The 26,029-nt window shown below is 35.9% G+C and carries 26 protein-coding genes; 9 read left to right on the plus strand and 17 right to left on the minus strand.

Annotated elements, in window-relative coordinates; all coding sequences use genetic code 11:
• The 4 genes from GMJ66_RS08560 to GMJ66_RS08575 all read right to left on the minus strand — a co-directional run bounded on the left by GMJ66_RS08560 (nt 1) and on the right by GMJ66_RS08575 (nt 5,614).
• A complete protein-coding gene (locus GMJ66_RS08560; protein WP_156289906.1) occupies nt 1-1,296 on the minus strand; it encodes a YycH family regulatory protein in 1,296 nt (431 codons plus the stop codon).
• Entirely contained in the window at nt 1,293-3,128 is a 1,836-nt protein-coding gene (gene walK, locus GMJ66_RS08565) for a cell wall metabolism sensor histidine kinase WalK (RefSeq protein ID WP_156289907.1), read from the minus strand. Before walK ends, GMJ66_RS08560 begins: the two co-directional genes overlap by 4 nt.
• Before the next feature lie 6 nt (nt 3,129-3,134).
• The gene (yycF, locus tag GMJ66_RS08570; protein WP_156289908.1) at nt 3,135-3,836 is read right to left on the minus strand and encodes a response regulator YycF; all 702 of its coding nucleotides are present in this window, start codon (nt 3,834-3,836) and stop codon (nt 3,135-3,137) included.
• Between the two features lie 287 nt (nt 3,837-4,123).
• On the minus strand, nt 4,124-5,614 hold the full coding sequence (locus tag GMJ66_RS08575; RefSeq protein WP_156289909.1) for a M23 family metallopeptidase: 1,491 nt from the start codon (nt 5,612-5,614) through the stop codon (nt 4,124-4,126).
• Between the two features lie 973 nt (nt 5,615-6,587).
• On the opposite strand from GMJ66_RS08575, the gene GMJ66_RS20400 reads away from it, so the two are divergent.
• The 3 genes from GMJ66_RS20400 (at nt 6,588) to GMJ66_RS08585 (ending at nt 7,931) form a co-directional block, all read left to right on the plus strand.
• Nucleotides 6,588-6,758 carry a hypothetical protein gene (locus tag GMJ66_RS20400; protein WP_197046651.1) on the plus strand — a complete coding sequence of 57 codons (171 nt, stop codon included), beginning with the start codon at nt 6,588-6,590 and terminating at the stop codon, nt 6,756-6,758.
• A 127-nt stretch (nt 6,759-6,885) separates the two neighbouring features.
• Nucleotides 6,886-7,287 carry a hypothetical protein gene (locus tag GMJ66_RS08580; protein ID WP_156289910.1) on the plus strand — a complete coding sequence of 134 codons (402 nt, stop codon included), beginning with the start codon at nt 6,886-6,888 and terminating at the stop codon, nt 7,285-7,287.
• Between the two features lie 146 nt (nt 7,288-7,433).
• Entirely contained in the window at nt 7,434-7,931 is a 498-nt protein-coding gene (locus GMJ66_RS08585; protein WP_156289911.1) for a kinase, read from the plus strand.
• Nucleotides 7,932-8,104: 173 nt separating this feature from the next.
• On the opposite strand, the gene GMJ66_RS08590 is transcribed toward GMJ66_RS08585, so the two are convergent.
• On the minus strand, nt 8,105-9,394 hold the full coding sequence (locus GMJ66_RS08590) for an adenylosuccinate synthase (protein ID WP_156289912.1): 1,290 nt from the start codon (nt 9,392-9,394) through the stop codon (nt 8,105-8,107).
• Between the two features lie 417 nt (nt 9,395-9,811).
• Between GMJ66_RS08590 and GMJ66_RS08595 the strand changes: the two genes are divergently transcribed.
• The 4 genes from GMJ66_RS08595 to GMJ66_RS08610 all read left to right on the plus strand — a co-directional run bounded on the left by GMJ66_RS08595 (nt 9,812) and on the right by GMJ66_RS08610 (nt 12,426).
• Nucleotides 9,812-10,018 (plus strand): helix-turn-helix transcriptional regulator, encoded by a 207-nt coding sequence (locus tag GMJ66_RS08595; RefSeq protein WP_156289913.1) that lies wholly within the window; start codon nt 9,812-9,814, stop codon nt 10,016-10,018.
• On the plus strand, nt 10,018-10,758 hold the full coding sequence (locus GMJ66_RS08600) for a DUF3169 family protein (RefSeq protein ID WP_156289914.1): 741 nt from the start codon (nt 10,018-10,020) through the stop codon (nt 10,756-10,758). The genes GMJ66_RS08595 and GMJ66_RS08600 overlap by 1 nt, the downstream gene beginning before the upstream one ends.
• Before the next feature lie 189 nt (nt 10,759-10,947).
• Nucleotides 10,948-11,940, plus strand: a complete 993-nt coding sequence (gene sppA / locus GMJ66_RS08605; RefSeq protein WP_156289915.1) for a signal peptide peptidase SppA — start codon at nt 10,948-10,950, stop codon at nt 11,938-11,940.
• A 12-nt stretch (nt 11,941-11,952) separates the two neighbouring features.
• Nucleotides 11,953-12,426 (plus strand): RDD family protein, encoded by a 474-nt coding sequence (locus GMJ66_RS08610; protein ID WP_231514880.1) that lies wholly within the window; start codon nt 11,953-11,955, stop codon nt 12,424-12,426.
• An 870-nt stretch (nt 12,427-13,296) separates the two neighbouring features.
• Here the strand turns inward: GMJ66_RS08610 and dnaB are convergent.
• The 4 genes from dnaB to GMJ66_RS08630 all read right to left on the minus strand — a co-directional run bounded on the left by dnaB (nt 13,297) and on the right by GMJ66_RS08630 (nt 18,289).
• On the minus strand, nt 13,297-14,667 hold the full coding sequence (dnaB, locus tag GMJ66_RS08615) for a replicative DNA helicase (protein WP_156289916.1): 1,371 nt from the start codon (nt 14,665-14,667) through the stop codon (nt 13,297-13,299).
• 233 nt (nt 14,668-14,900) lie between these two features.
• Complete coding sequence (rplI, locus tag GMJ66_RS08620; RefSeq protein WP_156289917.1) at nt 14,901-15,347, minus strand: 50S ribosomal protein L9; 447 nt, start codon at nt 15,345-15,347, stop codon at nt 14,901-14,903.
• Complete coding sequence (locus tag GMJ66_RS08625) at nt 15,344-17,317, minus strand: DHH family phosphoesterase (protein WP_156289918.1); 1,974 nt, start codon at nt 17,315-17,317, stop codon at nt 15,344-15,346. The genes rplI and GMJ66_RS08625 overlap by 4 nt, the downstream gene beginning before the upstream one ends.
• A gap of 27 nt (nt 17,318-17,344) precedes the next feature.
• Nucleotides 17,345-18,289 (minus strand): YybS family protein, encoded by a 945-nt coding sequence (locus tag GMJ66_RS08630; RefSeq protein WP_156289919.1) that lies wholly within the window; start codon nt 18,287-18,289, stop codon nt 17,345-17,347.
• Nucleotides 18,290-18,587: 298 nt separating this feature from the next.
• Here GMJ66_RS08630 and GMJ66_RS08635 point away from each other — a divergent pair, with 298 nt between their 5' ends.
• The gene (locus GMJ66_RS08635; protein ID WP_156289920.1) at nt 18,588-19,076 is read left to right on the plus strand and encodes a DUF1189 family protein; all 489 of its coding nucleotides are present in this window, start codon (nt 18,588-18,590) and stop codon (nt 19,074-19,076) included.
• Nucleotides 19,077-19,220: 144 nt separating this feature from the next.
• Here GMJ66_RS08635 and rpsR read toward each other — a convergent pair whose 3' ends face one another.
• The 6 genes from rpsR to GMJ66_RS08665 form a co-directional block, all read right to left on the minus strand.
• Nucleotides 19,221-19,451, minus strand: coding sequence for a 30S ribosomal protein S18 (gene rpsR / locus GMJ66_RS08640; protein ID WP_156289921.1), 231 nt, complete (start codon nt 19,449-19,451; stop codon nt 19,221-19,223).
• Nucleotides 19,452-19,498: 47 nt separating this feature from the next.
• On the minus strand, nt 19,499-19,996 hold the full coding sequence (gene ssb / locus GMJ66_RS08645; protein ID WP_156289922.1) for a single-stranded DNA-binding protein: 498 nt from the start codon (nt 19,994-19,996) through the stop codon (nt 19,499-19,501).
• Between the two features lie 15 nt (nt 19,997-20,011).
• Nucleotides 20,012-20,302, minus strand: coding sequence for a 30S ribosomal protein S6 (gene rpsF / locus GMJ66_RS08650; protein ID WP_156289923.1), 291 nt, complete (start codon nt 20,300-20,302; stop codon nt 20,012-20,014).
• A 217-nt stretch (nt 20,303-20,519) separates the two neighbouring features.
• Complete coding sequence (ychF, locus tag GMJ66_RS08655; protein ID WP_156289924.1) at nt 20,520-21,620, minus strand: redox-regulated ATPase YchF; 1,101 nt, start codon at nt 21,618-21,620, stop codon at nt 20,520-20,522.
• Nucleotides 21,621-21,838: 218 nt separating this feature from the next.
• The gene (locus GMJ66_RS08660) at nt 21,839-22,039 is read right to left on the minus strand and encodes a DUF951 domain-containing protein (RefSeq protein WP_156289925.1); all 201 of its coding nucleotides are present in this window, start codon (nt 22,037-22,039) and stop codon (nt 21,839-21,841) included.
• Between the two features lie 98 nt (nt 22,040-22,137).
• A complete protein-coding gene (locus tag GMJ66_RS08665; protein ID WP_156289926.1) occupies nt 22,138-23,172 on the minus strand; it encodes a YkvI family membrane protein in 1,035 nt (344 codons plus the stop codon).
• A gap of 87 nt (nt 23,173-23,259) precedes the next feature.
• Here GMJ66_RS08665 and yyaC point away from each other — a divergent pair, with 87 nt between their 5' ends.
• Nucleotides 23,260-23,883 (plus strand): spore protease YyaC, encoded by a 624-nt coding sequence (gene yyaC / locus GMJ66_RS08670; protein ID WP_156289927.1) that lies wholly within the window; start codon nt 23,260-23,262, stop codon nt 23,881-23,883.
• A 236-nt stretch (nt 23,884-24,119) separates the two neighbouring features.
• Here the strand turns inward: yyaC and GMJ66_RS08675 are convergent, their stop codons facing one another.
• Together GMJ66_RS08675 and GMJ66_RS08680 are read right to left on the minus strand one after the other, a co-directional pair.
• On the minus strand, nt 24,120-24,746 hold the full coding sequence (locus GMJ66_RS08675; protein ID WP_156289928.1) for a transporter: 627 nt from the start codon (nt 24,744-24,746) through the stop codon (nt 24,120-24,122).
• Nucleotides 24,747-24,792: 46 nt separating this feature from the next.
• Nucleotides 24,793-25,497, minus strand: a complete 705-nt coding sequence (locus GMJ66_RS08680; RefSeq protein ID WP_156289929.1) for a DUF554 domain-containing protein — start codon at nt 25,495-25,497, stop codon at nt 24,793-24,795.
• Nucleotides 25,498-26,029 lie beyond the last annotated feature (532 nt).

Consider the following 26,029-nt stretch of genomic DNA (forward strand, 5'->3'; position numbering starts at 1 on the left):
CTAGTCCCCTCCTTTTAAGGTGAATTCTTCATCATACGGATTAACAGGAGTCCAATAATAATTCTCTTGATTCTGCTGCTGAATATACCAGTTTGGTTCAAAAACAATTAAATTATCGTCTTTATCATAGTTTAATTGGTAACCTATTTGGATATCCATGATGTTATCGGGATTATAATGTTCCCTTACATAATCGACAATAGCTCCACTTGAAGGCAATTCAACCGTAATTTCATTTAGAAGATCATTGCTGCGGAATAAGGGGCGCTTATACTGAATCAAACGCTGTCCCCATTCCTGTTCTATTGTCGTTAACGTACTAAATACAGGATAGCCTTGATAATACATTTGATAGCGAATAAGATTTTCATTGATAAAGATGTCCATTAACTTATACTCATCTGTCCAACCTTCGTGAGCATTAATATCATCAATGCTCTTATTCAGCAGGTCTTCTGCATATAAACCTTCCTGATATTCGTTATTCGCACCGGGACTAATAAACTCCATTCTAGCTTCATCTCTTGTTACACTCATTTGACTGCTATCTGTGAAATAAGTGGTTCCCCGGTTTGTATAATTCGATTGCCTCACCACAGAAGGATCGGAGAATAGCACTTCCACGAGATCATTTGGATTAATTCGACTAAACGATCTCGTCTGTCTGGATAAATGAATCGGTCCTTCTGGAAGATAAATGTCGGTTCCACCTTCATCAAACAAAGTATATTCCCTTAACTCCTGTTCATTCATGTACGCCTGCAACTGTTCATAATGACTTGGATCATGAACAAATGCCACTGCCTTGTCTCTGCCATCAATGGATAGAAACTCCACCATTACTGCATTCGCCTCTTCGTCTAACGTCAAATATACTCTTTGAAACGACCAAATGGGAAGCTCCAGATTGGAACTGTTAAACGTAAAAAGACTATCCAATATTTCCATTGGTAAAGGGGTCGGAAAAATGAGTTCTCCGTCAGGATGGTTTGTATTCTCTTCTGTCTTTACCGTTTCAAAATCATATAAGACCCAGTCCTGTACATCTTGGTAAAACTCCCTTTGTTCCAGCGGACTGTCAAATCCATAATGCATACTTGCTTGATGGAAGATAATTTGTTTCGGTTCAATCAGTGATTGGATGGATTCCTCTGAACCATTTAAACTAATATCTTCTGGTGTCGGATCCTTTAAAGATTCTATACTTGGCTGATAGTTCCACATTCCAAATGTAAGCAATAAACTTATTCCGATTAAGACGACTAAAATAAATGTTTTTAACGTTTCTAATTTCATCGTCCACCCCTCCGCTTCTGATTCATCAGCGGAAGTGTAAAGAGAATGGTTGTCCCTTTACCTTCTTTGCTTTTGGCCCATATTTTTCCATGATGTGCTTCTACTAGTTCTTTGGTTATTGCTAAACCTAATCCAGTACCGCCTAATTTTCTTGACCTTGCTTTATCTGCTCGATAAAAACGTTCAAATATTTTATCCAGCTTATCATATGCAATTCCAATCCCTTCATCATGTACACTAATTAATAGAAAATGTCGTTTATATTCTACTTTGAGACGTATTTCTCCGCCTTCAGGAGAATACTTAATCGCATTTGAGATAATGTTATCCAATACTTGGGTTATTTTATCTTTATCTATCCATACATAATAACGGCCATTAGGCAATTCCCGATTAAACGATAGACGTTCTGGAATATTCATTTCCAGTCGATCAATGACCTGATGGAAATAGTTGATAAATTCTGTTCGTTCCTTATGCATCGGATACTCGTCCGCATCCAGCTTGGACAATTGTAGCAGATCATTGACCATTCGAATCATTCGATCGGTTTCATCTTGCGCAACACTTAAAAATCGAGGGGCAATTTCCTTGTCCTGCCACGCACCATCAGAAAGTGCTTCAATATAACTTTTCATCGTTGTTAGTGGGGTCCTTAATTCATGAGAAACATTGGATACAAACTCTCTTCGCTCCTGTTCCACTCTTTCCTGTTCTGTAACATCACTGATAACCGCAATAAAACCGGTAATTTCCTCTTCATCATCAAAAACCGTCGAGAAATTCGCCCGGATAAGAAAAGGTTCATCATCTTCACTAAAATCAATGATCATGGAGCCGCTATCCTGAAGTTCTGTGATGTCAACGATACGATCTTCTATTTGCAGGACGTCCAATAGATAATCCCCAATGATTTCATCAGGATTCTGACCAATTAATCTCCCTGCAGACTCATTTGCCAAAGTAATCATACCTGTATTATCGATAGCTATGACTCCATCAGACATATTCGATAGTACGGAACTTAGCTTTCGCCTTTCCTCCTCTATCGTCGCATAAGAGTGTTTGAGCCTACTGTTTAAATCATTAAAAGTTTCAGCTAATTGTCCAATTTCGTCCTTTCCATATACATTGACTTTCTGTGTAAAATCCCCTTTCGCCATCGTTTGTGCCTGTTTGCGCATTGCCATAATTGGTTTGGTAATGGTGCGGGCTACTAAAATTCCCAAAAACGCCGAGACGCTGATGGCTAATATGGAACCTTGTATAAAAAGATCATTTATTTCATTTAACTGATCATATACCGTTTGAATGGGGGCTTTGGCATAAACAACTCCTACAACGGTACCCTCATTATCATATAAAGGTAAAGCCTGAACATATACACGTTCCTGTGATTCCTCATCCAGCATTATATCTTCCTTAAAAGAATTAAAAAACAATGCATTTTCAATAAGGTCCAGACTTGTTTTTTTCCCGATATCTCTTTGGTAGTTAGGATCATTTGTACCTATAATTCGACCTTGATTATTAATAACCTGAATATTGGTTACAGCCGTATCAATACTAGTATCATTTACAATTTGCTGCACCTCTTGCAGTAATGTTAGGCCTTCTCCGTCTTCACTTCTTTCCCTATTAAAAGCCTGCTCTAAATTGTAACTGAGCAAGTCCATACGTTCATTAATGGACTCTGTATAATTCAATAAGAGCTCATCTTCCAGCTCCTTCATGAAAAAGGTACCAATTACTTGCATCGCCAGCAGCAATAAGAGGATATAAATAATGATAAACTTCAATTGTATGGAACGGAAAAAGCCAACTTTATTCATTAACAACTACTCCTGTTCAGGATTACGTAAATAATAGCCCACACCTCTGCGGGTTACAATCCATGCCGGATTACTTGGGTTCTCCTCTATTTTCTCACGGAGCCTTCTTACCGTAACATCAACAGTACGAACATCTCCAAAATAGTCATAGCCCCAAACCGTTTCTAATAAATGCTCCCTGGTCATCACCTGTCCAATATGGCGAGCTAAATAATGCAATAATTCAAACTCCCGATGTGTTAATTCAATTTGAACACCATCACGGGAAACAACATAAGCATCCGGATGAATGGTTAGATTACCGATTTTTATATCACTGGACTCTTTCACCGGTTCATCTGGAACTTGCTGGCGACGTAGATTCGCCTTCACCCGTGCAATTAATTCACGATTGCTGAACGGTTTCGTCACATAATCATCGGCACCCAATTCCAAACCTAACACTTTATCAATTTCAGAATCCTTGGCGGTCAACATGATAATGGGAATCGTCTGTGATTTCCTTACTTCCCGTAATACTTCATTCCCATCCCTATTGGGAAGCATAATATCTAATAACATTAAATCAGGCTTTTCACTTTCTGCTAATTGAATAGCCTCATCACCATCATAAGCGCAAATCACCTGATATCCTTCTTTTTCTAAGTTGAACTTTAATATATCTGCAATTGGTTGTTCGTCATCTACTACTAATATTTTCTGACTCATCTTGTCACTTCCTTTTACCATTGCTTATTTTATTTTATCGTAAATTAGAGAATATGTCTTTACTCGTTGAAATATCATCACTCTTGAAATATTACTACGTATACTTATCATAATAGAATTTTTGTCTATCGCCAAACCAAATGGCAATGGTATTCTTTGCCTATAGGAAATAAGTTCTATATTATTAAATCCATTCTTAGCCTCACCATGCCTTGGGACGAATGCTGTAGTTAGTTTTATACTTTCCTGTTTGCCTACGAAAAAAGACTAACTCATAAGAGTCAGTCTTACCTAATATAATCAAGAGGATCTTTTAATGCGCCATTTTCATATACTTCAAAATGTAAATGGATTCCTGTGGAGTTCCCTGTAGAACCCATTACCCCAATTTTCTTCCCTTTTTCAACGGTTTGTCCAACTTTTACATCCATGGATGCAAGGTGAGCATAAATAGTTTTCATTCCATTGTTATGATTGATGACTATTTTATTCCCATATCCACCACTATAACCGGCAGATTCAATCACACCATTATCGGCTGCTAAGATGTTTCGGTTACTAGGCCTTGCAATATCAATTCCTTTATGCATTTTCCCCCAGCGTTCGCCCATCTTACTTGATACATATCCACCAACAGCTGGCCAGCTTAGATTTCCTGTACCACGGGATGGAATGACTTTCGTTCCTTTTATGATTACTTTATTAACCGGTTCTTCTGTGACGGTCTCTTCTATTTTTTCTTTCTTTTCTTCAAATCCATTTACGGTTTCAATGACATAATGAACTTCTTTTTTGCCATCTTTCCCTTCTTGCTGGACTTTCTCTTCGCCTTTATATAAATCATCTGATTCGATAACTTCTGTTTCATAATTAATAGACTCTTCCACTAAAGTCTCTTCTTTGACAATGACATCTACAAATGGCTCATAATCCATTACATTAATTTCCTGACCAATTTGAATTAGGGTGTCCTCTGTTATCGATGGATTGATTTCCAGTAATTTTTCCATGGACAACTCATACTTACTGGCAATTCCACCTAATACTTCCCCTTCACTTACTTGATGAACCTTCTCTTCCAGTGTACCTTTTTCCAATAAGGTTAACCCTTCTTCTTTTGTCAGAAGATCATTTGGAGCAATTTCCCCTTCTGACGTGGTGATTTCCTCTGTTAACAAAACCTCACTAATGATTGTATCACCTAGCTGTAAAGAAGGTTCTGGACGTTCCTCAACCTCGGACTCATCTAGATCCTCTTCTTCTTGGTCCTTCTCAGACTCCAGTCTTTCAAGGTCTTCTTCATCAACGTATTGGGATTTATATTCTTGAATTACTTCATCCGCTGTTTCCTGGTCATGAAAATAACCAACTATCTCATTTCCGATTTTTAACTCAATCGCTTCTGCCATGACAGAGATTTCACTTTCCAACGCTTTAGCAACGGCTTCATTGTCATAAGAAGGGCTAAAAACCTTCTCAGAGACGTAATTTAGATCTTCACCGATTGTTAGATCCAAATTTTCATATTCCTTGCTTTCTTCTGCTATCTTGTCATCGATAATATTTTGAATAACCGCTTCATCATTCACTTTTCCTAAATATGTACCATCCATATATACGTGGTAAATCGTTTTCACTTCTTCTTCGGCATGCACCGTTGAAATAGTTAATCCTAAAGCCAGGCAAAGGCTGACAGTAGCTGTTTTTAGAAAACGGAATTTATTTCTTCTATTTATAAATAATTGATTACGATTTTGTTTATTTTTTCTATATGACATCCTTAAAGTACTCCTTAATTCTATACATCTATTATTTTTGAGGCTCTTTTCGTATGTTAGTTGCGGATTATTTGCTTTTGTAATCATAGTCTAAATCTATTAGAAAACAGCCTTATTTTAAGATTTTTTCTCCTCTATTAATCTAGCATAGGTATTCAGAATTAGAAACCTTTTGTCGAAGAATGTAATGAAACTGTATCATTAATTCCATATTTTTCCAGAAACTTATAATTTACTGATATATAGAGGGAAATTTTGTTGAAAAATGTATTTAAAATTTCCCTAAGCCATAAAAAGAATTGTCTGCCAAATCTAAACACCACTGCTAATTGGCATGCTAAAATGTGAGGTAAATAGAATGTGAATTTTTTACTAACTAACGGGCATCAGCACTGAAGAAGAAATTCAAGGGCTAGGGGGTGTATGAAATAAAATTCAGGAAAATACATCCCAAATATTCCATCTATCGTCCTCCACGTTTTTCAAACTAAATGTCGATGAATCTACTGCTTCCAGTTCTTCCGTTTCTTTTTTAGTATCATTTAATTTTTTGAGGTAATCTCAGTTACTTCTAATCCTTTTTATGTAATCACTCAGGGGTGTTTTATAGGACATGTATTCCTACTAAAAAGTGGCAATAAAGTAGTTTGGGGGGATGAAGTAAATACAGTGAAAAAGTTCTTAGATAGAGTAATTTATTTTATGTTCACAATCCTAATTCTTATGGTACTGTGGAAGATAACGGGAGAGGTTTGGGAATTATTTGTTCCGTTGAATTATAAAACAAGCTTAATAGCTCTTATTTTTGTAACGCCGATAATAATTATACTTTCGTTTATCCTATCGAGTTTAACTTTTCATTTTATAAGGAAGTCAGATTAACAGTTGTTATTCGTTACGGGTGCGTTTCTGGAATAAGATGTAACGTTTATTTTAGCCAGAAAAGTTATAGAAGTATAAGGGAGGATTTTTTGTGGAAATAATTCTTATGTTTGTCGCAGGATTGGTTGTTTTTATTATTACTGTAATAGCGATTATTAAAGGAGTAACGCATAGAATAAAAAGTCCAACTGATGATTTAAAAGAAGATATTTCAAATCTTAAAAAGAGGGTAAATGACCTTGAAAATCGAAAGAAAACCTAAGAATAGGTGCAGATTTATTTAATATCAGGGGCATATATAAAATAGAGACTTTTTACTTACTATTACTGTAGTTTATTTTGCCATGTCAAAACTAATAACAATAAAAAAGAATAAAGGGGAGGAAGGGTTGAATAAATTAAGTGTTCTTCGAATAATAGGAAGTGTCATATTGCTGTTATTAGCTGTTTATTTTATCCCAGAATATAAAGAGTTTGCAGAATTCGGAAATGTGGAAGGAATGTTAGTTTACGGGACATTATTAGGTATCATATATTTTTTATTTGGTATTGTATTAGAATCAGAGAGAATAGTAGAACTCATTAAAGCACGAACTTATAAAATAAATCAGGGCAAATTTATTACTATGTTAATTCTGATTTTATTAATATCCATCCCCATATCAAATTGGATTTTGTGGTTCGGATTAGGTTTTCCTTATCCATATATTCCATTTATATACCCAGAGATAAAAGCTATATTAACCGTAGTTTCAGGTATCTTATTCGTTCGCTCATTCGAGAAGAGTTAAGATTAACTGGAGTATTTGCTAAACTATCGGTGCTTTAGTAGAAGATATTATTGAAAACTCGGAAATTCAATTATTTATATAGAAAGGATTTAACAGTAAGCAGATTTCGCTTTAACCGTGGAAGAAGGATGCGCAGGGAGGGGAATATGGAATCTAAGCTAATTATCATACGAGGAAACTCTGGAAGTGGAAAAACAACAACTGCGAAGAGCCTTCAAAATCATTTTGGTTATGGGACGCTTTTAGTTTCACAGGATACGGTTCGCCGTGAAATGTTAAAAGTTCATGATAGGGAAGGGAATCTGTCAATTGAGTTGATTCGCCAAATCGCAGAATACGGTAAAAATACATGTAAGTTTGTTATTGTGGAAGGGATCTTGAATAAGGACCGTTATGGTGGAATGTTAAATAACTTAATCCAGTTCTATAACCAAAAAGCATATACATATTATTTTGATTTATCCTTCGAGGAAACAGTCAAACGACACAACACTCGTTCGAAAAAGATGGAGTTTGGGGAAGACTCTTTACGCGCCTGGTGGACTCCGAACGATTATCTTGGCGTTGATAAAGAAACAACATTGACTAAAGATATGTCACAGAACGATGTGTTGAAACTGATACTAAACCAGCTACAAGATTGATTATTATGATTGTTTTTTAACTAACGGATGGTTAGGGAAAGCAATAGTTAACGGCAAGTATTTTAGAGTCTCATCTCTTCTATACTTGCCGTTTAGTATGTTATTTCTACTGTTACTAGCATTTTCTATCAGTGAAACTGAAATCTGTTAGGCGATATCCAAACACTTGCTAATTATGGGCTATATACACTTCTTACTACGTTAGTTTGTGTACGATCAGGTCCAACAGAGAAAATCGATAATGGAATCTCTGTGAGCTGAGCAATACGTTCTAAATAATGGCGAGCATTGTTAGGAAGTTCATCTAAACTTCTAACACCCGTGATATCTTCTTTCCAGCCTGGCATTTCTTCATAAACTGGTTCACAGTCTGCCAACACTTTAAGACTTGCCGGGAATTCCTTCATTATTTCTCCTTTATAACGATATGCTACACAGATTTTTAATGTTTCAATCCCTGTTAACACATCAATGGAGTTTAGGGAAAGGTCAGTAATTCCACTCACGCGGCGTGCATGTCTAACCACGACACTGTCAAACCAGCCAACCCGGCGTGCTCTTCCAGTAGTTGTTCCATACTCACGGCCAACTTCACGAATTTGATTTCCAATTTCATCATGTAGTTCAGTTGGGAATGGGCCATCACCAACACGAGTCGTATAAGCCTTCGATACACCAACAACATGATTAATTTTTGTTGGGCCAACACCAGAACCAATTGTAACCCCACCAGCAATTGGATTAGATGATGTTACAAATGGATAGGTACCTTGGTCAATATCCAGCATAACTCCCTGCGCACCTTCAAATAAAACACGGCGCCCTTCATCCAATGCATCATTTAAAACAACAGATGTATCGTACACATATGGTGCCATTTTTTGCCCGTATTCATAATACTCTTCTATGATATCGTCTACTTTCATCGAATCAACTTCATACACTTTTTCAAACAAGCGATTTTTCTCTTCTAAATTTTGTTCCAGTTTTTCACGGAAGGCTTCTTTATCTAATAAGTCAGCTACACGAATACCCATACGTGCGGCCTTATCCATATAAGCAGGGCCTATTCCTTTTTTCGTTGTTCCAATTTTATTCGCACCTTTAGCTTCTTCCTGCAGGATATCCAACTGTAAATGATACGGTAAAATCACATGTGCCCGATTACTGATACGAAGATTTTCTGTTGATATATTACGTTCATGCAGATAGGCAACCTCTTCCACAAACGCTTTCGGATCGATAACCATCCCATTACCTAACACACAAATCTTCTCTTTAAAAAAGATACCAGATGGAATCAAGTGTAACTTATAGGTTTCATTATCAAATTTTATTGTGTGGCCTGCATTGTTACCTCCCTGATACCTGGCAACCACTTCGGCATTTTGCGATAAAAAGTCCGTAATCTTCCCTTTTCCTTCATCGCCCCACTGTGTTCCAACAACTACTACTGAGGACATAGCGCACCTCCACTAATTTATATAAAATATGTTTTTAATTCATTAACGAATTAAGTTTATCAATAATGAAGTGTTAAGTCAACGCAAAATACGAACGTTTATTTAATTTAAAGATAAATCGTTCGGTATAAATAAAAACCTTTATCACTTTTATTCAACCCTTAAAAAGCGAATTATATACAACATCTTTCCCCCTTCTCATACTTTGTAGAACACTGCCATGTAAAGAATTAATTGAGCGGTGCACTATACGACGTCGGACTTTATATCAACTGCGAAGTTAACAAACAACAAAACTCGTTAAATGAGCATTAAGAATGTAAATTTAATGTAATTATTTTAGTCAAATTGACAATAATACTTGTCAATACCATGAAAGTAACTTAAAGTGGTACTAACATAGAGGAGGAGGTTTTGTTGAAGCTAAAAAATCGCCTTAAGGAACTACGTGCTCGTGATGGGTTGAATCAAACACAGTTGGCAAGACAGATTGGGGCCTCAAGGCAAACCATCAGCTTGATTGAACGGGGTGATTATGCTCCATCCATTATATTGGCATTAAAGATATCTCGTGTGTTTAGGGAAAGCGTAGAAGAAATTTTCCAATTGGAGGAGGAAGATTAGTGAAAAATAAAATGTTAAACTTAATAATGAAAGGAGCCATTCTTTTTGCTGTAGGTTTCTCAGTTGGTTTTATTGCAAGCTATGGCGAAGAATACATACAGTTACTAGTTACACAACCTTACATCATTTTTCCTTATGATTTGCTTTATGGAATTCTATTAACGATTATCATCATTGGCTATACTTTATTCTATAAAAATATAAAGACTTACAAATCAATGGGGAAAAATCATTTATATGATGAAGACACCTCAGAACTTATGATAGACAAAGCATTCTATCAAATCATCTCGTTATCTTCTATTATTTTTATTTTTACTTTCATTTGGTTTTCGCTCTCCATTATGCAACTAAACCAAGTATCTAACTCTATATTTGTTTATGTATTTATGAACTTCATTCTGTCAGGAATCTTTTTAATTACTTCTTTAGTTACCCAGTGGTATGCATTTCATCTTCAGAATAAAAAGTATCCGGAAAAGAAGCTGGATTTATTATCCTCAAAGGTGAATGAAGCGTATTTTAACATGATGGATGAAGGTGAAAAATACGAAACTTATAAAATTAGCTATTCTGTTTTTAACAAAATGAATGTCATATTTGTTGTTGCTTTAGTACTATTATTTACATATGGAATCCTATTTACATTTTCTGCCGTAACTTTCTTATTTGTCGGATTACTTTGGATTACTATGAATGGAATTTACTATTTTGAAGGAGTAAAAACTTATAAAATTTAATGAGGGAAGTATGTAATAAATCATCAAACAAAATCTTTTTTAATCAAAACCTTTTTCTACTTTATGTTTTTAGGAATGTGTGTTGCTTTTATTTTTTATGCGTTTGTGAAATGAATGAAGAGTAGTTATTAACTTGTCTATATTTAAGCTAATTAAACTTAGTAATCAAAATTAAAGGAGGAAATACTTATGAACCGCAAAAGATGGATTGCCCTTGTCATCGCAATCGTTTTGTTTATTTTTTCGATTGGATTTCAAGCTATTACAACTGTTTTAGCCACAGATTTTGAAGAATTATTTAATTTAAATGCAAGTGAATTTGAACAGGATATATTAGAAGAAGGTTCTGCACTAAACAAAATTGCCGTCATTCGTTTGGATGGAATTATTCAGGACACTTCGACAAATGCTTGGAACACTAGCTTATATAATCATGATCGCTTTTTAAATATGATTGAAGACGCTGGGGAAGATTCAACCGTTGACGGTATTATTCTAAGAGTTAATACTCCAGGTGGTGGGGTTGTCGAAAGTGCAGAAATACATGATAAGGTAGAGGAAGTACAAGAAGAATATAATAAGCCTGTTTATGTCTCTATGGGGAATACAGCAGCATCAGGCGGATATTATATTGCAGCACCAGCTGATAAGATCATTGCACATCCTGCAACATTAACAGGGTCCATTGGTGTTATTATGGAAAGCATTAATTTTGCAGAATTAGCGGATCAACTGGGAGTAGACTTTAATACGATAAAAAGTGGAGAGTTTAAAGATATTATGTCGGCTTCCCGTGAAATGACAGAAGAAGAACGCACAATTTTACAAACGATGATTGACGACCTTTATGGTGATTTTGTCCAAGTAATTGTAGATGGAAGAGAAATGACGGAAGAACGAGTGAGAGAACTTGGAGATGGCCGGGTATACACAGGCTCTCAGGCTCATGAATTAGGCCTAGTAGATGAATTAGGTACTCTTGATGATACGATTGCTATGATGAAGGAAGATTACGATTTAAACGATGCACAGGTTGTTGAATATAAGAGTGGGTTAGGTTTTGAACAGTTTTTAGGAATGACACTAAGCAGCAATTTTGGATCACAATCTGAATTAGACGGAATTGTACATTTATTACGGCAATCCAATGCGCCACGTGCCATGTATTTATATTCGGAGTAAGGAGGTCATCACATGAGTGAAGAATCAACTGTTATGGGTCAACCTGAAGCAGAAGTAGTGAATAGATCTCCATATGCTGGCTTTTGGATGCGTTTCTGGGCATATTTGGCAGATTTAATCATTGTTTTTAGTATTAATGGAATTATATTAAGTCCTCTTAGGTTTCTAAATGATGGGGCAGCAATTGACATAGGTTTTTGGACATTATCTGGAATACTTAGTAGTATCGTTTTTTACTTATATTTTGTATTGATGACCAAATTCTATCAGCAAACATTAGGAAAAATGATTTTTGGATTAAAGGTAGTTCGAAGTGATGGGGAGAAATTAAGCTGGAATGACCTAATTTTCCGGGAACTGGTAGGAAGATTTCTTCATCGGGTTTTCTTTATTACATTCCTTCTTTACATTGTTGTCGCATTTAATTCAGAAAAACAGGGGATACATGATTTAATAGCTGGTACGAGAGTTGTCTTCGCGAGATGATAAAGAAGAACCAGGAATTCCTTTATAAAGGGATTTCTGGCTTTTTATTTTGGCTGTTTTCCTGGAAATTGTTATTTTTGTTGTCACTAACGGTATTATTTATGGGTGGTTCTTTCCTTTTATGAGCGGGACTCTTCTTTTATGAGCGCGTACTTCCTTATTATGAGCGGGACTCTTCTTTTATGAGCGCGTACTTCCTTATTATGAGCGGGCTTCTTCTTTTATGAGCGCCTACTCCTTTTTTATGAGCGGGCACCTTTCCCACGAATATGTTGTGTCTGAGATATCGATAGAGCAACATTTCTCATTGATGGAAACGATATTCTTTTATGACAAAAGGGCTAACATAACAAAACAAGGCTGGGACATTATTAAACACCCAACCTAAAAACGAATGATTACATGTATAAAAGTTCAAACCGCTCTTTTCGCAAAGTTGGTTATTATGGAATGGATATAAACTGAGGACTAATGAAAATTCCTATGGTGATGCTCTCGCTTGTTCTAATGATGATAGCGTGCATTCATTCGCTCCGGAAGAATACTTACGGTTCGTGGGCACGACCTAAAGCCTCATCAGGGAAAACCGTAAGTGCACCTCTAGTCTTCTATTAATGCTCTGTAGTTGGCTTCCTCGGCGCAAGGGAACAAAGGAGATTACTCAAGTAGTACCCGCGCTGCTAAAGTCTAGACACGAGTGATAAATGTCATCTACGGTTGATATGTGCGCCCGTTGTGTTGATATTTTGCACAACAGAATGAAATTTTTACAAACGGCAATAATCATCCAAAAAACCGAACAACAATCCCAAAATCAGAATTATCGTTCGGATTTTTCGATAACTATAATATTTTTATCCCAGCTTCGTTTTATGACATGGCTACCGGTGGAATATCACTTGATTCATAGCGGTGATCCAAGTCTACGAATTTATTATACTCTTTCACAAAGGCAAGCTCTACGGTACCCACTGGACCATTACGTTGTTTAGCAAGGATAATTTCGATGATGTTTTGTTTTTCTGTCTCTTTATCATAATAGTCGTCACGATACAGGAATCCTACAATATCGGCATCCTGCTCAATACTTCCTGATTCACGTAAGTCGGACATCATTGGTCGTTTATCCTGACGTGATTCCACTCCACGGGAAAGCTGTGACAGGGCAATAAGTGGTACATTCAATTCACGTGCTAATCCTTTCAAAGACCGTGAAATCTCGGAAACTTCCTGTTGCCGGTTTTCCTTGGAATTTACACTTCCTTGAATGAGCTGCAAATAATCAATAAGGATCATCCCTAAACCATGCTCCTGTTTTAAACGACGGCATTTCGAACGAATTTCACTGACACGGATACCTGGTGAATCATCAATGTAGATTCCTGCATTAGACAAGGAACCCATCGCCATGGTTAGTTTACTCCAGTCTTCTGCCTGAAGTTGTCCATTTCGCAAACGCTGTGCATCAATATTACCTTCCGCACAAAGCATACGCTGAACTAATTGATCGGCCCCCATCTCCAAACTGAATATCGCCACATTTTCATCCGTATTTACGGCAACACTTTGTGCAACATTTAAAGCAAAGGCCGTTTTACCAACAGACGGACGGGCCGCGATAATAATTAAGTCATTACGCTGGAAACCGGAAGTAATTTTATCCAAATCTCTAAAACCGGTTGGAATTCCCGTTACATCACCGTTTTGCTGATGCAGTTGCTCTATATTATCATATACATCTATTAATACATCTTTAATAGATTTAAAGGCACCGGAGTTTTTTCGGCCCGATACTTCTAAAATCCCTTTTTCCGCATCATTGAGAACATCTTCTACTTCGTCTTCCTTTTCAAAACTGGAAGTAACAATGTCTGTTGCTGTCCGAATTAAACGTCTCAACAGTGCTTTTTCTTCGACTATTTTACAGTAATACTCAATATTCGCTGCCGTTGGTACACTTTCTGCCAATTGCGTTAAATATGTGACACCGCCTACTTCATCGAGCTGTTTTACATCATTCAAATAGGAAGTTACCGTAACGACATCAATCGGTTCTCCCCGGTCTGCAAGTTTCATCATCGCTGCGAAAATCCGTTGATGTGCTGCCCGGTAGAAATCTTCCGGAACTAATATTTCTGAAGCCGCAGAAAATGCTTCTGGCTCTAAAAATACTGCACCAATTACCGATTGTTCAGCTTCCATATTATGAGGTGGTGTTCGTTCATTCCATGATTGGCTCATTTCTAAGTTCTCTCCCCTTTAGTTCTTCTGAGAAGTGTATGATTTTAAAAGAAGATTTTTTATATTGAAGTAATGGTAAAGCAAGAATTTTTCTTTATGATCAGAAGTGAGTTTTTTAGAGTAGAAGAAATCGGCAATAAAGCCGATTTCTCTTGTCAGTTATATTTATATCTTCATATAATAATCTTGTATTTCGACCGTACGTCGCTAAACGGGCAATTTCGCTTTTATTTTTACTGTTCTTTTACATGGACTTTGATGGTCGCTGAAACATCAGGATGCAATTTTACTGGAACATTCGTGTATCCAAGTGCACGGATAGGCTGATCCAGCTCAATTTTTCGTTTATCAATTTTAAATCCATATTGCTTGTTTAGCGTCTCAGCAATTTGCTTACTTGTAATCGAACCAAACAAACGACCACCGTCACCAGATTTTGCTTTCAATTCTACGGCTAGTTCTTCTAATTTATTTTTCAGCTCCACTGCTTCATCTTTTTCTTTTTGTTCGAGTGCAGCATCTTTCTTCTTCTTCAGTTCTAATGCTTTTAAATTCCCTGAGGTTGCTTCTTCTGCTAAATTATTTTTTAATAAATAATTACGAGCATATCCATCAGATACATTTTTGACGTCGCCTTTTTCCCCTTTTCCCTTTACGTCTTTAAGAAATATTACTCTCATTCCGATTCTCTCCCCTCAAAGTACTCGACTATGATATCTTTTAGTAAATTTGCAGCATCTTCTATCGTGGTATCTTCCAGTTGTGTTGCTGCATTCGTTAAATGGCCACCACCATTCATTTTTTCCATGATTACTTGTACATTCACGTCACCAAGAGACCTTGCACTGATCCCTATTCTACCATCATCCCGCTCAGAAATAACGAAAGATGCACTAACCCCTGTCATCGTTAAAAGGGTATCCGCAGCTTGCGCTATTAGCACAGGGCCATAAGAGATGCCTGGTTCTGCCTTTGAAATAGCAATGGAATCTCTGAATATTTCTGCACGCTCCACTAACTTAGCACGTTTCACATATATGTCAATATCCTCTTTCATAAATTGCTGAACAAGAACCGTATCTGCCCCTTTGGAACGCAAGTAAGAGGCAGCATCAAATGTTCTCGACCCGGTTCTTAACGTAAAGCTTTTTGTATCCACAATAATTCCGGCAAGCAATGCGGTTGCCTCCAGCATTTTTAATTTTAAGCCTTTAGGCTGGTATTCCAGTAGCTCTGTGACTAATTCCGCAGTGGAAGAAGCATAAGGCTCCATATACACTAAGGTAGGATTGTCAATAAAATCTTCTCCTCGGCGGTGATGGTCGATAATTACCTTATAGTCTGTTTTATTTAAAAGACTTGAATCGGCAACCATGACAGGTTTATGTGTATCGACAATGACAACCAAACTGCGATTCGTGATAATTTCTTCCGCTTCGAATGGTTCGATAAAATGATGCCAAATACTATCTTCTGCTTTCAAAGCTTCCACTAAGCGATAGACTCCTGTATCGACATCTTCTGAATCAAACACGACATAACCATCTACATCGTTCGTCTTTGCAATGTTTAAGATACCAATTGCGGACCCAACGGAATCCATATCAGGAGCCTTATGTCCCATAATAATAACATTATCACTTGCTTTCACTAATTCAGTTAAAGCATGGGATATCACTCGTGCTCGTACACGAGTTCGTTTTTCCATTGGATTGGTTTTCCCACCGTAAAAACGAACCTTTCCAGACTCATCCTTAATAGCGACCTGGTCACCGCCACGTCCTAATGCTAAGTCAAGACAAGACTGAGCAAGCTCACCTAAAGCAGGTAAGGTCAGTTCACCAGTACCAACCCCTATACTAAGGGTAACAGGGTTATTCTGTTCACCAATGATTTCACGTACTTCGTCTAAAATAGCGAATTTTGCTTTTTCTAGTTTCTCTAGTATTTGTTTTGTTCCGACCGCTAAAAATCTTTCCTGAGATGTACGTTTTAAATAAAGGCCATACTCACTTGCCCAATTATTTAAAACAGAAGTAACCTCCGAATTTAATTGACTTTTAGCCGTATCATCCATGTTTTGGGTGATTTCCTCATAATTATCCAAAAAGATAAACGCCAAAATCGTTTGATCGTTCTCATATAACGTTTCTAACTCTACTTGTGAAGTTCGATCAAGAAGGTATAATAAACGTTCTTCTTTACGAATAATGGTCAGAAACTTTAATGAATCGATGTCTATCCAAATTTCTTCTTTATTTTCCTTAATCATAGGAATTAGTTTTTCTGAAAGTACGTTTAGTGACTCTCCAACAAACGTATCTTCTTCACTAAATTTATTTATATATGGATTGGACCATTCGATTTCAAAATCATCATTAAATAAAATGATTCCAAATGGCATTTCAAGCAGTGCTTCTTCACCAACTTTTTTTATTCGATGGGAGATGGTTGAAATATATGCTTCTGTTTCGTCAATAATGGTTTTCTCCGTGCGAATGGAATAGTAAAGTGAAGCTGCTAACAAAGCAGTCATTATAATACCTAGCACCCACTCGTAATACCATATAAATAGAAGCAGGATAATGGATAATGAATAAATGACCCATAAGTGCCTGCTAAGTGTAGGTTTTTTCTGAATATCCGGCATAATTTTCAGCTCCTATAAACCCCTCATTTATTTATTCTTCATCAGGCGCTCCCTCATATTGAATCCTATATCTATAATACCAATAATTCTTACTATGGTAAGAAAAACGATAGGAAGTAACACCGTAAGAACAATACTTATAATTGGAATGGCCTTAGACAGTTTCTTATGATGAGCATAATAAAATATAAAGGAAAAACCTTGTATCGCTAATAAAATACTAGCTAAAACTTGTACATTTTGTACGATTAAAAAGAACGTTCCTGATTGGTTTAAATCCATCAAAGTCAGGAATAGAACGACTAAATAGATCCATATAATACTGGATGGCATACGCAATGTACGAAATGGCGGAAAGTGTAAATCCAGTTTTTCCAACCTGTTTAATATTTTGTAACTGGCCCATTGACTTACTAAAGCAAAAACAAGAGCTGATATTAATACAAATACAGGCAATAAGTCTATAATATAATCAATTTGGAGTTGAATCATTTCCTGGAATTCATCCGCTTGACCTTCTGCACCGAAGTCTTCCAATATAGATGTACTCATTTCCAATGAATCGGAAATCATCACACGGAAATCTTCAACGATGTTTACTTGGAATAAAACCTGACTAAACACAAAAAGGAAAAGCAATCCAATGACAAATCCAAAAGTACCCCTTGCTAATGTCTCATATGCTGATAAATTTTTATAAATAGCACTTCCTATCATAATTCCACCTAACCCCATCATGATAGGTGTTGGTAAGGAAAAGATCGTTGCAAACATCACCGATAAAATGACAGCGAGTGCCAACATTAATAAGGATGGCTTCCAGTTATATTTTGAAGCATATATGACAAAAGGTACCGGAAGTAAGAACACGCTAATAATGGATAGTAGTGGAATAAAGATTGTAATAAAGAGCAATACCATAAAAATGGCTAACATCAATGCTCCATCTGTAAGTTTCTTTGATTGATTCATATAGCACCTCGACTAATCCTCTATAAATTTTAGCTATAGCTACAATATATCATATGATAACATGAAATTTATAGAAATGGTTGTCGAATAAAGTGTAAAACATAATAATATCCAACCCGTATAACTTCCTTTTATCTTCATTCCATTATAACGTATTATACCTACTAATATAAATGTCACTTTTTGTTAAAAGATGTAGAAATATCATGATTTTAAATAGTTATGATACGACTTTTTGCCAAAATCTAATATAATGGACCTATAGTTATTTCTATTTTATAGGACAAGGATGAAAAGAATGATTTTTTGGAATTCATTTTTAAATAGTATGAAGTTACCTAACAAACAAGCAATGTTTCAACTAAATCGGGTTGGTTTAGATATTGCTATCTTTTATATTTTAATTTTGCTGCTTATCGTATCCATACCTTCCCTAGTGGATCGGTTAACCGATGCGGACGGTTTTGGTTCGGATATAAATTTGATTTTTACACTAATCTATTTTTTTATTTTTTATTATCTCCCACTAACGGTTATTGTATTTGCAATTATATCCATCACGGCTTATCTGGGTAAACTAATCTCTAAAATACTAAAACGAAAATTACATTACTCCCTATTATGGAAAATGACAGCATTTACCATAACCATTCCGTTTCTGTTATATACAATTCTCGCATTTCTTTTTTCTGTTACGGATATTTATTTATTGTTCGCATTTATTTATTCATTTGGATTATTATGTAGAATGATTTTCATTTATCCCAAACGAAGGATAAGAAGCTAAATCCTGGAGGCAGATGGTGTAAGAAATGAATAAGGTATATATTATTCCAATCATAACATACGTATGATACATATGTTATAAAAATAACAGAAATGAAGAATAAAAAACCTCTAAACCAAAATAATTTGGATTAGAGGTTTTAGATTACTCTGCCACATATGGCAATAATGCCATTTGACGAGAACGTTTGATTGCTTTTGTAAGTTTACGTTGGTATTTTGCAGAAGTTCCAGTTACACGACGAGGAAGAATTTTTCCACGTTCTGAAATGAAACGTCTTAGCAAATCAACATCTTTATAATCGATGTGTGTAATTCCATTCGCTGTGAAGTAACACACCTTACGACGCTTTGCGCGACCACGACGAGCTGCCATTTAAAACCCTCCTTGCATTATATTTATAAGTTCTAAAGACCGAACCTTTAGAACGGTAGATCATCATCTGATATATCAATAGGTTCCCCATTATTTTTAAATGGGTCCTCTGGTTGTTGTTGATTTTGGTTCTGATTTGGCTGAAATTGATTTTGATTCGGGTTATTTTGGTTCTGATTTTGATTAGGCTGAAATCCTGATGTATTGGTTCCTCCACCAGAAGAACCTTTTGATTCTAAGAACTGAATACTTTCAGCTTGAATCTCCGTTACAAATACAGTTTTACCATCCTGCCCTTCATAACTACGGGTCTGGACACGGCCATCTACACCAACCATATTACCTTTTTTCATATAATTTGCCAGGTTTTCTGCTTGTCTGCGCCATGCGACACAGTTAATAAAATCGGCTTCACGATTCCCTTGCTGATTCGTGAAAGGTCGATTCACTGCAATGTTAAAGTTAGCTACTGCTACTCCAGATGGCGTATAACGTAAATCAGGATCCCTCGTTAATCTGCCTACCAATACGACACGATTTAACATCAGAACCACTCCTTATTATTGATCATCTTCTCGAACTGCAATATGACGAATAATATCATCACTAAATTTAGCTAGGCGATCAAACTCATTAATAGCTTTCTCGTCACCACTAAAGTTAATTAAAACATAATATCCATCACGATAGTCTTGGATTTCATAAGCTAGGCGCTTTTTACCTACCTCATCCACTTTTTCAATCTCCGCCCCATTATCAGTTAAAACTGTGTTAAAGCGCTCAACAAGACTCTTTTGAGCTTCCTCTTCCATGTCTGGGCGGATGATATACATGATTTCGTATTTTCTCATCCGTTACACCTCCTTTTGGTCTTAGCGGCCCTTATTTTATCGGAAAAGTAATCTTTCCTGATAAGAGCAAGGAGCAATCATTCGACTAATTACTCACAATGATGTATTATACCAAATCTTTTTAGAAATAACAAGCATTCGAGAGATCCTAATTTGTTATACGTTTTGTTTTACACATTGGTTCTTTTCATAAAGCATGTTGTTTTTTTGAAAATAGCTACACATTAAAACGGAAGTGAATGACATCGCCATCTTGTACAATATACTCTTTACCTTCCAAGCGAACTTTCCCTTTTTCACGTGCTTGTCCCATGGATCCAGCTTCTACAAGGTCATCATAAGAAACTGTCTCCGCCCGAATAAAACCTCTTTCAAAATCGGTGTGAATAATTCCTGCTGCTTGTGGTGCTTTAATTCCTTTTCGGAACGTCCAAGCCCGAACTTCTTGTTCACCAGCTGTAAAATACGTAGCTAATCCTAATAAACTATAGGAAGCTTTAATCAGCTGATCCAGTCCAGATTCTTTGATTCCCAATTCCTCAAGGAACATAGCTTTTTCCTCTTGATCTAATTCTGAAATCTCTTCTTCTATTTTAGCACAAATCACAATTACTTCGGCATTTTCTTTTGCTGCATATTCTCTTACCTTTTGCACATTTTTATTGGAATCTGCATCAGCCACTTCCTCTTCACTAACATTAGCAACATATAGAATTGGTTTACTTGTTAACAGATGAAGTCCCTTTACAATTTTCCATTGTTCCTCATTAAATTCCAATGCGCGAGCAGGCCGTTCCTCTTCCAAACCATCTTTTAATTTAGAAAGGACATCCAATTCCGCTACTGCTTCTTTATCTTTCTGTTTGGCAAGTTTCTCCACACGCTGAAATCGTTTGTTGACTGTTTCCAAGTCAGCGAGGATTAACTCCAAATTAATGACCTCAATATCATCGATTGGATCCACTTTTCCGGAAACATGTGTAATATTCTCGTCTTCAAAACAGCGAACAACCTGACAAATTGCATCAACCTGGCGAATATGGGAAAGAAATTGATTTCCTAACCCTTCCCCCTTACTTGCACCTTTTACAATACCGGCAATATCCGTGAATTCAAATGTTGTTGGCACGGTTTTCTTTGGGTTTACTAATTCTGTTAATTTATTTAAACGTTCATCTGGAACCTCTACAATTCCTACATTAGGATCAATAGTAGCAAAAGGATAATTTGCCGCTTCTGCTCCTGCTTGTGTAATTGCATTAAATAACGTAGATTTCCCCACGTTTGGTAGTCCCACAATTCCTGCTGTTAAAGCCATTTCATTTCCACTCCTTAAGGATTCTTTCATCAGAACGCGTTCGATATTCTAATTATAGATATTAGTAGGAAAAAAGACAAATAAACAAAAAACAAAAATAGGCACGATAAACATACCTATTTTTGCTTTTTTACCCTATTATTTTTTAATTTTCTATCTCTATATAATGCTATTTTACCATTTTAGATATATTTTCGTCTATCATTAAATATATTTTCCTATTCCGTTTTTGCCTTCTCTAATACTTTTTTCATCTTTTTGGCAAATTCTCTTCTAGGGAGCATGACACTATGATCACAACCTAAGCACTTAATTCGAATATCCATACCCATTCGAATGATTCTCCAGCGGTTTTCTCCACATGGATGCTGCTTTTTCATTTGCACAACATCATTTAATCCGAATTCCTTTTCTACCATTTGGTCATCTCCTTTTTTACATAGTTAAAGAAAGTATAGCATTTCATTTATTATAACTGAAAAGAATAATAAATGCCTACTCATTTTCATCTATGTTTTCAGCGAGATTTCCATTCTTGATTTTCATATCTATTCCATAAAGGAAATAAAAGTAAACGTGTTAAAACATATAAATTTAAAATTCCATATATCGGGTAGATAAAGCTAATCAGCTGAGAAAATCCAATCGTTGTCAGTGGAATCATAAGTAATAATGTAACGATGACCAAGTAAATAAAGGGTTGTTGAAAATACTCTTGAATTCTTGTCACGATTCCTAATATCCCTGAAGCAGCTGTGGTAAAGATAGCAAACCATAGCATAATAGACATAAAAATTAATATTTCAAATGGATAATGCTTTAATATTGCAAATAATGGAATTTCATATAAAAGAATTTCATCAGCAATTTGAATTAAACTATTATTATAAATGAACGAGATGACACCCAATACTAGTCCACTGCCAATACTGGCAATAAGGATCTCCCCTTTTGATTTCACTTTATCTCCAATTGCACCTATAACTGCGATTAAAGGAAGAATATTTAATGCAGTAAATGGAAATGCAGCGGTCCAGTTCCGCTGCTCATGCCAGTGGGAAAACAGCTCTAATTCCTGGTCAATCGTAAACAGCAGCAAAATAAATACAAGTCCACCTAATAAAACAGGTAATATAATCTGATTCATGGAAAGCAAACCATTTATATTTCTTTTAAAAAGCAAAATCAAGGCAATAACAATGATTGCAACTCCCCACCATTTTGAAAAATTAAATGCTTGTCCGGTTGCACCACTTCCCGCAATCATTACCACTGTTGTAGAGCATAAATAGAAAAATATCATGACATCGTAAAACTTTGATAAACGTCTGCCCACAATATCTTTTAAAACCGGTAAATAGTGTGTGGATTCATGTTTATAACTTACATACATTATGACCGAACAGCAAATCGAGAAAAATACCGTAAACAAGAGAATAGCCAGTCCACTTTCATGTCCAAAAAACTGCCATAATTCCCTTCCAGAAGCGTATCCTGCTCCAATCGTTGTTCCAATTATTAAAAACATCCATTTTAGACCAGCTCTTAACATTTCATTTCCTCCAATATTTATAGAATCTATGTATAGAAAAACAAAAATATCCGTATACTATACCAATATGATTTTGGAGGATAAGCTATGAGTCTAAAGAGTCGATTTAATAATTTAAATGAAAACTTTCGCTTGTCATATACCGATCCTGCCCTAAGCATCAAGATGAGTAACCAAATTATGACTTGGATGCCGGAAATTCCTCGTGATTACGTGATTGTCTGTATTGGTACAGATCGGTCTACCGGTGATTCACTAGGTCCTCTTACTGGCTCTTATTTAGAAGATTTAAAACTAAAACATATGACTGTTTATGGAACATTGCATAACCCTGTACACGCTACCAATCTGAAGGAAACCATGGATACCATTACAAAAAATCATAGAAACCCATATATTATTGCCATTGATGCATGTTTAGGCAAGAATAGCTCCATTGGCCATCTAATTGCTGCGAAAGGTCCACTAAAACCTGGGGCTGCTTTAAATAAATCCCTGCCTCAAGTCGGAGATATGCATATTACCGCTGTTGTAAATATTGGCGGTTTTATGGAATATTCTGTTCTGCAAAACACGAGACTATCTTTTGTTATGGATATGGCAAAAGGTTTAGCTGGAGTATTGGAACAGGTTGATTGTAACCTGAAATACAATTACCCAATGTCTGCGATTGTATTGAGAAGTAAGAAGGAGAAAAAACGTACGATTTAGGAATACTGGAAAGTTTTGAAAATGAAATGGCGTATAAATTGATGGATACACTATGAATCACCAATAATCATAGTGTATCTGTGTTATAACTGAACTTGATTCAAACCATGATTTAGCTATATTTAGAGGAAAACCCCTTTCTTTCTTTTACTTTACACCTCCTTTTCACAACATTTATATGCATTATTAACATGAACCTCTTTTTCGCAAAAAAAATAAACGAATGAAATACCCGTTTATTTACTCTCTGAATTTATTCTATTATTTTTAAATACTTTATAATATCTTTCCACTTTCGAAAATGCCCACTGCAATGCTAATCCTTGGAGAATTATACCTAAAACAGAAGCAATGGTTAAAAACCATATAGATACGGGATGACTAATGACATAGATTTCCCGTCCAAAGAACAACAAATGACCAAATGTTACATATAATCCATCCCAAAAAGTTTCAACTGATGCTTCTAAATACATCATAACCCATGACTTAATGATTAAAATAATCATAATAGATGATAAAACCACCGTGGCTGATTTATAGGAAAGCTTTTCAATAAATGGTGTCACATAATATTTTGTTATCGTTTTAATCCGAAACAAATAAATCACCCTGACTACTCTAGCTACCTGGAAAATTTGATCAAATGGAACAATCGCCAGCAATAAAAATGGATGATTCTTTATAAATTTCCATTTATCCTTTGTCATGATTAACCTGCTTAAAAAATCAACGGTAAATACGGCCCATACGATCCAATTAATAGTTGAATGAAAAGTGTTATCTGTCCATATGGTCATGATCGTTAACATGACCAAGAGAATCATCATTCCTTCATATGTAATTTTTATAACCTTTTGCATGGAAAAGTCCCCTATCTATATTTCAAGGAATAGAATGATTTTCTCTTTAAAAGAGTTGATAGATATAATAGATTAAAACTAGTGTGAGTATAGAAGGTAATAGATTTCCTATCCGAATCTTCGTTAGTTTTAGCATGTTTAAACCAATAGCCACAATCAAAAGTCCTCCTACTGCAGTAACTTCTACAATCAACCCCTCTAAAAAAACTTCCGGAAGTAACCGATCAATTTGCGTTGCAAACAGTGCAATTGCACCTTGATATACGACAACCGGAATAACGGAAAACATAACTCCGAATCCCAGTGTAGTGGTTAAAACTAAACTTGTAAATCCGTCCAAAATTCCTTTGGTTATTAGAACTTCATGATCTCCACGAATTCCACTATCCAGGGCTCCGATAATTGCCATTGCCCCGATACAGAATATTAATGTTGCCGTAACAAACCCTTGCGACATGCTAATTTCATCATTTTTTGTCGTGAATTTACTTCCTACCCACTCACCTAACCGATTTAACCCTTCCTCCAGACGAAGAAGTTCACCGATAACTGCCCCGCTAAGTAAGCTTAACAGTACTATAATTATTTGGTCCGTAGAAAAAGCCATCTGTAAACCTATTAATATGACCGCTAAGCCAATTCCGTGCATAACCGTTTCTTTGAATCTTTCAGGAATCTTTGTGAAAAACAATCCTAATATACTGCCTGCTAAAATTAATGCCCCATTAATAATTGTTCCTAATAACGCCATTTGTATCACTTCCCTATATGTATCATTTATGTTTATGTATTAAAAACATCGCATACCCTCGTCTTTAGCGATGATGTTCGTTTACCTTATACTTTGGACATTAAAATATTAGTTGCGTTGAATGTATATAGTCCGACGTAACTTAAAAAGGTAGCATTGTGCGTTTAACCGCTCCAGAAATAAACTTCGCTGGGTTTGTACTATTCGACTTTCTATCTGATTGTTACTATTTCGATTTTTGATTAGATTAAAGAATACTTTTTTCTCTAAAATACAAAGCTAGAATTTTTGCGAGCAGAAAGCAATCTGTTGAATACATATTTTTTTACGTAGTGAAGTTAGATCTCATTTTAGGTGAAAAGAAGATTGTCAAACGTCCTAATTACAGGTTATTGCTAAACATTAATCAGATAACCAGTACTAGCGTAGGCAGAATAAGTAACTCCTCGAAAATACATGCTGATTTTCCTCGTGCGATGTAAATCTGCAGTTCGCGTTCCTTGTCCTGTGGAAATAGCACATGTCCTAGACC

Origin of the sequence: Oceanobacillus salinisoli (assembly GCF_009733865.1) — a bacterium.
Classification (GTDB): domain Bacteria; phylum Bacillota; class Bacilli; order Bacillales; family Amphibacillaceae; genus Oceanobacillus; species Oceanobacillus salinisoli.

Bases quoted from the DNA above. Each gene is read 5' to 3' on its own strand.
- GMJ66_RS08560 (WP_156289906.1), bottom strand. From the start codon at position 1,296: ATGAAATTAGAAACGTTAAAAACATTTATTTTAGTCGTCTTAATCGGA.
- walK (WP_156289907.1), bottom strand. From the start codon at position 3,128: ATGAATAAAGTTGGCTTTTTCCGTTCCATACAATTGAAGTTTATCATT.
- yycF (WP_156289908.1), bottom strand. From the start codon at position 3,836: ATGAGTCAGAAAATATTAGTAGTAGATGACGAACAACCAATTGCAGAT.
- GMJ66_RS08575 (WP_156289909.1), bottom strand. From the start codon at position 5,614: ATGTCATATAGAAAAAATAAACAAAATCGTAATCAATTATTTATAAAT.
- GMJ66_RS08585 (WP_156289911.1), top strand. From the start codon at position 7,434: ATGGAATCTAAGCTAATTATCATACGAGGAAACTCTGGAAGTGGAAAA.
- GMJ66_RS08590 (WP_156289912.1), bottom strand. From the start codon at position 9,394: ATGTCCTCAGTAGTAGTTGTTGGAACACAGTGGGGCGATGAAGGAAAA.
- sppA (WP_156289915.1), top strand. From the start codon at position 10,948: ATGAACCGCAAAAGATGGATTGCCCTTGTCATCGCAATCGTTTTGTTT.
- GMJ66_RS08610 (WP_231514880.1), top strand. From the start codon at position 11,953: ATGAGTGAAGAATCAACTGTTATGGGTCAACCTGAAGCAGAAGTAGTG.
- dnaB (WP_156289916.1), bottom strand. From the start codon at position 14,667: ATGAGCCAATCATGGAATGAACGAACACCACCTCATAATATGGAAGCT.
- rplI (WP_156289917.1), bottom strand. From the start codon at position 15,347: ATGAGAGTAATATTTCTTAAAGACGTAAAGGGAAAAGGGGAAAAAGGC.
- GMJ66_RS08625 (WP_156289918.1), bottom strand. From the start codon at position 17,317: ATGCCGGATATTCAGAAAAAACCTACACTTAGCAGGCACTTATGGGTC.
- GMJ66_RS08630 (WP_156289919.1), bottom strand. From the start codon at position 18,289: ATGAATCAATCAAAGAAACTTACAGATGGAGCATTGATGTTAGCCATT.
- GMJ66_RS08635 (WP_156289920.1), top strand. From the start codon at position 18,588: ATGATTTTTTGGAATTCATTTTTAAATAGTATGAAGTTACCTAACAAA.
- rpsR (WP_156289921.1), bottom strand. From the start codon at position 19,451: ATGGCAGCTCGTCGTGGTCGCGCAAAGCGTCGTAAGGTGTGTTACTTC.
- ssb (WP_156289922.1), bottom strand. From the start codon at position 19,996: ATGTTAAATCGTGTCGTATTGGTAGGCAGATTAACGAGGGATCCTGAT.
- rpsF (WP_156289923.1), bottom strand. From the start codon at position 20,302: ATGAGAAAATACGAAATCATGTATATCATCCGCCCAGACATGGAAGAG.
- ychF (WP_156289924.1), bottom strand. From the start codon at position 21,620: ATGGCTTTAACAGCAGGAATTGTGGGACTACCAAACGTGGGGAAATCT.
- GMJ66_RS08660 (WP_156289925.1), bottom strand. From the start codon at position 22,039: ATGGTAGAAAAGGAATTCGGATTAAATGATGTTGTGCAAATGAAAAAG.
- GMJ66_RS08665 (WP_156289926.1), bottom strand. From the start codon at position 23,172: ATGTTAAGAGCTGGTCTAAAATGGATGTTTTTAATAATTGGAACAACG.
- yyaC (WP_156289927.1), top strand. From the start codon at position 23,260: ATGAGTCTAAAGAGTCGATTTAATAATTTAAATGAAAACTTTCGCTTG.
- GMJ66_RS08675 (WP_156289928.1), bottom strand. From the start codon at position 24,746: ATGCAAAAGGTTATAAAAATTACATATGAAGGAATGATGATTCTCTTG.
- GMJ66_RS08680 (WP_156289929.1), bottom strand. From the start codon at position 25,497: ATGGCGTTATTAGGAACAATTATTAATGGGGCATTAATTTTAGCAGGC.